Here is a 452-nt window from a genome sequence, read left to right as displayed (position 1 = left end):
CACGAACGGCTGGCCGCGAACGTGTCCTGTACGGAGGTGAGCGCGGCCAGCCGTTCGTGCTCGGGGAGGTCCGCGTACGACTCCGACATGCGGCGCGCGAGTACCTTCGCCAAGCGGTCCGGCTTCGGCGGGCGGGGGAGCGGGCGGACCGGGTCCGTCACCAGGCCCGCGCCCGGCCTCGGGGTCAGCAGGGCCTTCGCCGCCGCTCCGGCCACCGTCGTGGCCAGCCGAATCAGCGCAACTTCCGTACCGGACACGTGCGTTCCTCCCCCTCGGCGACACGCGTTCCGGAAATCCTACGGCCCGGCGCCTTGGCGGAAGGTGCCAAAGACTGCTGACAGCAGGTCTCGCATACTTGTGGGTAACAACCTCTAGCCCTCACCGACCGGCGGCCCTACGGTGCTCGCATGGAGCCGAACCTGCCCGATGTCGTGCTGTGGTCAATACCGGCC

1 protein-coding gene is annotated in these 452 nt (G+C 69.9%); it reads right to left on the bottom strand.

What is annotated here, in order from left to right; genetic code table 11:
- Positions 1 to 257: hypothetical protein (locus tag RM572_RS29235; protein ID WP_311676366.1), on the bottom strand; the 257-nt coding region annotated here is incomplete at its 3' end.
- Positions 258 to 452 lie beyond the last annotated feature (195 nt).

Source organism: Streptomyces hazeniae (genome assembly GCF_031845485.1).
GTDB classification, from domain to species: domain Bacteria; phylum Actinomycetota; class Actinomycetes; order Streptomycetales; family Streptomycetaceae; genus Streptomyces; species Streptomyces hazeniae.
Note: the sequence above shows the minus strand (reverse complement) of the source record. Positions and strands in the feature narration are given on the sequence as shown.